The sequence below is a fragment of the Mycobacterium sp. SMC-18 genome (assembly GCF_045310895.1).
Lineage (GTDB): Bacteria > Actinomycetota > Actinomycetes > Mycobacteriales > Mycobacteriaceae > Mycobacterium.
The window spans coordinates 1-5,474 of sequence record NZ_JBJIAL010000090.1; the positions used below are offsets into that span (position 1 = coordinate 1).

A 5,474-nucleotide genomic window follows, 5' to 3' on the forward strand; every position below is an offset into this window, starting at 1 on the left:
TACTATTCCCAACTCGTGACCGGTAGACCGGCCGGATCACAGAAACCTGAGGGTGCATGAAACCCGGGACGGTTCACAAGCAAGGATGGACGCGTTCGACCGATTTGGCGGTGTGCTGTGACGATCGAAATGGCGCTTGTCGAGTTAGTGGGCGACCTCTCGCGATTTGGATCCAGAACTGACCGGATCGAGGGCCTAATCGAGTCTCAAACGTCGCGTTATCGACCGAACACGAGTGACTGGATAATCCTACCTTGGCGTGACGGGTTCTACCTTTTCAGTGAGGACACAGAAGGGCAGCGACGCGGTAGGGAGTCGGTTATCGCGTTTCTCGGCCCCAGCTTGGTGTCGGTTGAGGCAGTACCTGCCGAACGATTGCGGCAAGACTTGTCTAAGGCTTCGAGGTCAGTCGGCTTTCGCTGTGCGTCTTTCCTTCGCCGTGTAGTCCCCGGCCAAATAGGCGCAGACGAGATGCTGGCACGACTCGAGGACATGGTGGCCACTCTTAGTGGGCGCGTTTGGCGGCGACTCGATCTGAAACCTGCACACACGGACCTACTCCGGGATTTTCGTTTGGCGTTGCTGGCGAAGGATGACCACTCTGCTAGTCAACTCCTGGGTGACCTCCAGCTAAACGGGCATGTGAGTGCGGAGAACCTCCGGTATCTCCGGATCGAGTATCTAGGCGCGTTCGGTCGCTGGAATGATTTGCGGGCACTGCCCCATATCGATGCGATGCTTAAATCGCGTAAGCCACAGGCTGTTTCCGAAATTCTGCTGAAGATGGTGTGGTGGACCGAACTCGTTGGGACTAGCCATCAGACGATCTCGACTGCGTTCAATGAGCGTGCAGTATTGCAGATATTCGGTCCATTGCTCCATGTCCTTCGGGTGCCCTCCTCCCGAGAGGGGCGGGCGGTTGCATTTCTCACTGCCTTAGCTGACAACGATGTCGGCAGGCAACAAGAAATACTCAGTCGGGCAGTCGACTTGGATGAACGAACTCAACTCACTGAGTTAGCTGTACCGAGCACAGCCTCATTCCTGACTGATATCGCGGCTACGGCAGAAGATCCGATCGCCGCAGCCTTCGAACAGGGGCGGTTCAGTGAAGTCGTAACAGACTTCGTGACTCGACCGACCGCTGAGATGGCAGACATTGCTGTTCAGGCGGTGCTGGAGGGCAGCCTGACCAATGATGCACCACGGGTCCTCGAGTTGGTTCGCGAGTTCAACGCTAATGGCAAGTTGAACCTCAGTCGACGCGAGCGGCGCGACCTTGATGAGCTTGAGCAGTTTATAGGGAACACATGCGACGGATGGCTGACATGGTCGCGCCGACTCGCTGCCGGCGAACGTTGGGCTGATGGCGGTTCGGTGATGCGAGACCGTCGATGTGAGTGGACGCCGATCAGTGGCCTTCCCGCCGGCGGGGCTGCAGAACTCAGCGATGCACTCCTTGAAGCCGTTGGCGGTGTAAACGATGACCAGGTTCGTTCTTGTCTAGATCTCTTGTGCAATGAGGCTGCCGAGGTGCTTTCGCGCGGGGTGGCGAACGATTTCTGTCACACTGTGCTCTTGCTCCTTGCGGAACAAGAAAATTTCAGCGAAATGGTCCGTGGCGCGTATCTGGACCTCTTTTCTGCATGGCTCGATAGTGGTCCTAACACTGACGAGTACCGCACCGTCCTGGAGCAGACCACTCACATTTGGACGACGATTGCTTCACCCGTCGCAGTCAGTTGGGCGATCGGCGTGCTGGAAGCTGCCGCGAATTCGTCGTGCCCCGACGATGTGGCGCGTACTGCATTCGCTGTGAGCACAATTGAGCGCGCGCGCCAGTCCTATGGGCGTGCGCGCCTTCATGAGCGAGTTGAGATTGAGTCATTGGCGGAAGAGTTCGGACTGCTGCCTCGACATTTCGATATGCCAGATACTGAACGCGACGTGTGGTCTGAACTTGACGGAAAGCTGTTGGGTCTCTATTCATTGCTGCCGCGTGCGGCAATACTCCTGGCAGGTCGACTTTCGAAGCTGAGTTCGGTTCAGGTCAAAGGCAATGACGACAAGGTGGCCACCCCCGGGCTTCGAACACTGGCCGAACGTGCTGATTACTTCATCGTAGATACCTGGCATGCCGCCCATCAGGCGACCGGAGGCATCGATGCTGTGCGGTCAAGGGATCGGCAAATCTTGCCTCAGCAACGGGGCGTAACGGGCTTTCTGAGAGCGCTGGAAGCCGTCCTAACTCGATAGCGTTGGCGACCTGTGATTCGATTACGCATTGGTTGGGCTCGGGGGCCCCGGGGGCTGGTCCGTGGCCAATTCTGACCATGTATGCGCAGCGTAGTACACAGTGGCGAGTCCCCGATTCTGAGTCCACCCGGAATTAGAGTCGGGTTTGTTGATCCAGATTCAGTTGATTTCGCAGGCCATCGGGGTGTGACTGCACGTACAGACGGCAGCGTACTCGGCGGGTGTTCGGTAGCCCAGCGCCGAGTGCCGGTGCCGCAGGTTGTGGTCAGCCTTGAAGTCCCCGATCACCACTCCAGTTGTCGCGCAGAGATCGGTGGCCAAGAGTTGGACGCTCCGTGATATGGAGTCGACAGACATCTAGGGAGTGAAATTGGGATCGGCATACGCTCCTCTGCATCGCCTTGGCAGATGCTGTCGCGGGTCGATGTGAGTATGCAGGGTGGACCCTCCCCTGCTAACTCGGCGCCGCCCCAATCCAACTCGACGCAAACGCTATGTCGAGTCGTGTGCTTGCCTTGTATCCGGACCACGTCGCGACCCCTGTCGGCTGGCCCCGATAGATTCCCCGGCCAGCCGATTCAACGCGGTTGTATTCAGTGGGCCAACGGATTTCGCCGGCGATCTGCTCAAGAACGTCTCGGTCGCGACCCAGCACTCAATCCACCATGGCGACCGACGGTAGCGCGTGACGCTTGTCTGTGTTGCACCGAGAGCACGCGAGCACCAGATTGGTCAAACCGTCGATCCCGACCAGTGACCATGGCAGCACGTGATCGATGGGGTTGTCGGCAGGCAGACGGGTTTGCAATAGAAGCAGTGCGGACCGAAGGCGTCCTTCAACGGCCCTCTGACTGCGGCTAAGGCGGTGCGATCCCGCCCGAACAGGTGCCCCGCGATATCGGGGACGTCGGCGGTAAGGAACCTGTTCATGCGTCGCACATCGTCGACCCACATGATCTCCAGCGCCGGCTTGAGCAATCCGGCGAGCCGAGCGAGCCCGGTGGCGACTCCCGGCATCAGTTCGATCGAATCACCGTGCTCGCGAAGGGTTCGACGGGAGACATTCGAGTGCAGAAACCCGTCGTCGTAAAGGAACAACTCGCTGGTCTCGGTGCCGGGCAGTCGCTGCAATCGGTAGAGCGGCTGCTGCGCCAGGCACAGACCGATCTCGTCGATACTTCCGCGGTAGACGTCGGGTGCTGACGTCATTGCCATCGATAACGTCGACCCATGCGCGGCATCTCGTAATGCTCGGACCGCGCGAGGAATTCGCTCGCGCTCCTGAGTCGACTGGCGTAGATCATGCCCCTCGAACGGCCGGACCTGGCGCCAGTACAACTCCATGACCCTGTGCGCGAGCGCGGGGATGGGTACTGGTAGCGGATCAGCCGGGTATTGCGGCAAGTTCTCGATGCAGTGATCGATGAGTGCCATCAACGTCGCCAACTTGTACGTTGCAACCCGCGCGCCCGTTTCCAATATTGCGACCACGCGCTGCCCAAGCAGCAGAGGATCGATGCGTCGAGCACGCATTCTTGTTGCCACTTCCCGTGCGGTCTTGTGCCCGGCTCGCGTGAGCCTCCGAACTTGTCGGTGGCCGCTGTCATTCTGTAGGGCTCGCAGCCGGCGGGCAGTTCGCAGAAGAACGGAGACCCTGATGACCACTCACCTTGACCGGCTGCTCGCCACCTGCGGCCTGGCCCTCATCGGTCTCATCGCCGCAGCGCCGGCTCACGCCGATCAGTACGACTTCGTCGCCGACCTCGACAACAACGGTGTCTTCTACGCGTCGATTACCGATGTCATTGACCAGGGCAAGCTCGCCTGCCGCTTGATGCGATCCGGTGCCGGGGTGCCGGCGGCGCTGAACTTCGTGGCGCGGGGTGGATACTCCGACTACGAGACCGGCATCATCGTCGCCGCAGCGTCGCTCAATATGTGCCCCGACACCCAGCCAGTGGTCCGGGCGTTTCTACACCCTGCCGGTAATGGGAATACAAGGACGTGAGGTGCGATGATCAGTTCGTGCCTGGCTACGACGTCATCGGTGATATTCACGGCTGCGCTGAGCCGCTGGAAGCGCTGCTCGATGCCATGGGCTATCGCCGCACCGACGGCGCTTACCGGCACGCCAGCCGGCAAGCAGTGTTCGTCGGTGACTTGGTCGACCGCGGCCCGCAACAGCTGCGCGTCCTGGAAACTGTCAAGGCCATGGTCGACGTCGGCAGCGCGCAGATCACCATGGGCAACCACGAGTTCAATGCGATCTGTTACGCCATCCCACGGGCTGACGGTGACTACCTGCGCCGGCACTCGGACAAGAACGCCCATCAGCACCGCGCCTTCCTGGAACAGTTGAGCGCCGAGCAACAGCGGTACTACCTGGACTGGTTCCGCACCATCCCGCTGTGGCTGGACCTCGGGGGAGTGCGAATTGTGCATGCCTGCTGGCATGAGCCCTCGATGAAAGTCGTTGAGCAGGAATTGGGTTCGAATGTCTTTGGTGACGATAAGCAGTTCGCGGCGGCATCGACTAAGGGGCATCCACTGTACGAAGCGATCGAGACGCTCATCAAGGGACCGGAGTTGAGTCTGACCGATCACGGCCAGCTGCCGTACCTGGACAAGGACGGTCATACCCGCGAACAGGCGCGCCTTCGGTGGTGGAGCACCGGCTCGACGCTGAACGAGTTGGCCGAGATGACAAGCACTTTCACGACTCCCGACGGGGCGCCGTACCCAGAGCTGCCGTCACTCTCGATCGCCAACGCCGACCACGTCTACCGCGGTGATGTGCCGGTTGTGTACGGCCACTACTGGCGAACGGGCACACCTGAGCATGGTCTCGACTGGACCGACCGCACGGCATGCGTCGACTTCAGTGCGGTGAAAGGCGGGACATTGACCGCGTACCGGTGGTCGGGGGAATCGACTGTGCGGGTGGAGAATTACTGGCAAATACCTTCTGATCCAACTTGGGTTTGGTGGTCCAATCTGAGGTGGCAGATTCGTCGATCAAGACAACATCTGCTTCGCTTGGTAGTCGTCGTGCGTTGCGGCTGAGGCATTCTCGTCAAGGCGGCGGGAGTCTGGTCAGCGCGAGTACCCGGCTGATTCGGCCGGATTCTGCAGTCCGAGAAAGGGTCTGCTGCACGAATAGGTGACATCTGAGTTGGCTTGCCCAGCATGGGCGGGCTGGAAGGATGTCCCCATGGCAA

4 protein-coding genes and 1 pseudogene are annotated in these 5,474 nt (G+C 59.9%); 3 read left to right on the top strand and 2 right to left on the bottom strand.

Annotated elements, in window-relative coordinates; all coding sequences use genetic code 11:
• The first annotated feature begins 129 nt into the window (after window positions 1-129).
• The gene (gene dpdD, locus ACJH6J_RS29880; protein ID WP_406805001.1) at window positions 130-2,256 is read left to right on the top strand and encodes a protein DpdD; all 2,127 of its coding nucleotides are present in this window, start codon (window positions 130-132) and stop codon (window positions 2,254-2,256) included.
• Between the two features lie 159 nt (window positions 2,257-2,415).
• Here the strand turns inward: dpdD and ACJH6J_RS29885 are convergent, their stop codons facing one another.
• Both ACJH6J_RS29885 and ACJH6J_RS29890 read right to left on the bottom strand, forming a co-directional pair.
• Complete coding sequence (locus tag ACJH6J_RS29885) at window positions 2,416-2,577, bottom strand: hypothetical protein (protein WP_406804998.1); 162 nt, start codon at window positions 2,575-2,577, stop codon at window positions 2,416-2,418.
• Between the two features lie 133 nt (window positions 2,578-2,710).
• Window positions 2,711-3,789: pseudogene (locus tag ACJH6J_RS29890) on the bottom strand (HNH endonuclease).
• Window positions 3,790-3,913: 124 nt separating this feature from the next.
• On the opposite strand from ACJH6J_RS29890, the gene ACJH6J_RS29895 reads away from it, so the two are divergent.
• Entirely contained in the window at window positions 3,914-4,264 is a 351-nt protein-coding gene (locus tag ACJH6J_RS29895; RefSeq protein WP_406804999.1) for a DUF732 domain-containing protein, read from the top strand.
• A gap of 17 nt (window positions 4,265-4,281) precedes the next feature.
• Window positions 4,282-5,319, top strand: a complete 1,038-nt coding sequence (locus tag ACJH6J_RS29900; protein WP_406805000.1) for a metallophosphoesterase — start codon at window positions 4,282-4,284, stop codon at window positions 5,317-5,319.
• The last annotated feature ends 155 nt before the right edge of the window (window positions 5,320-5,474 follow it).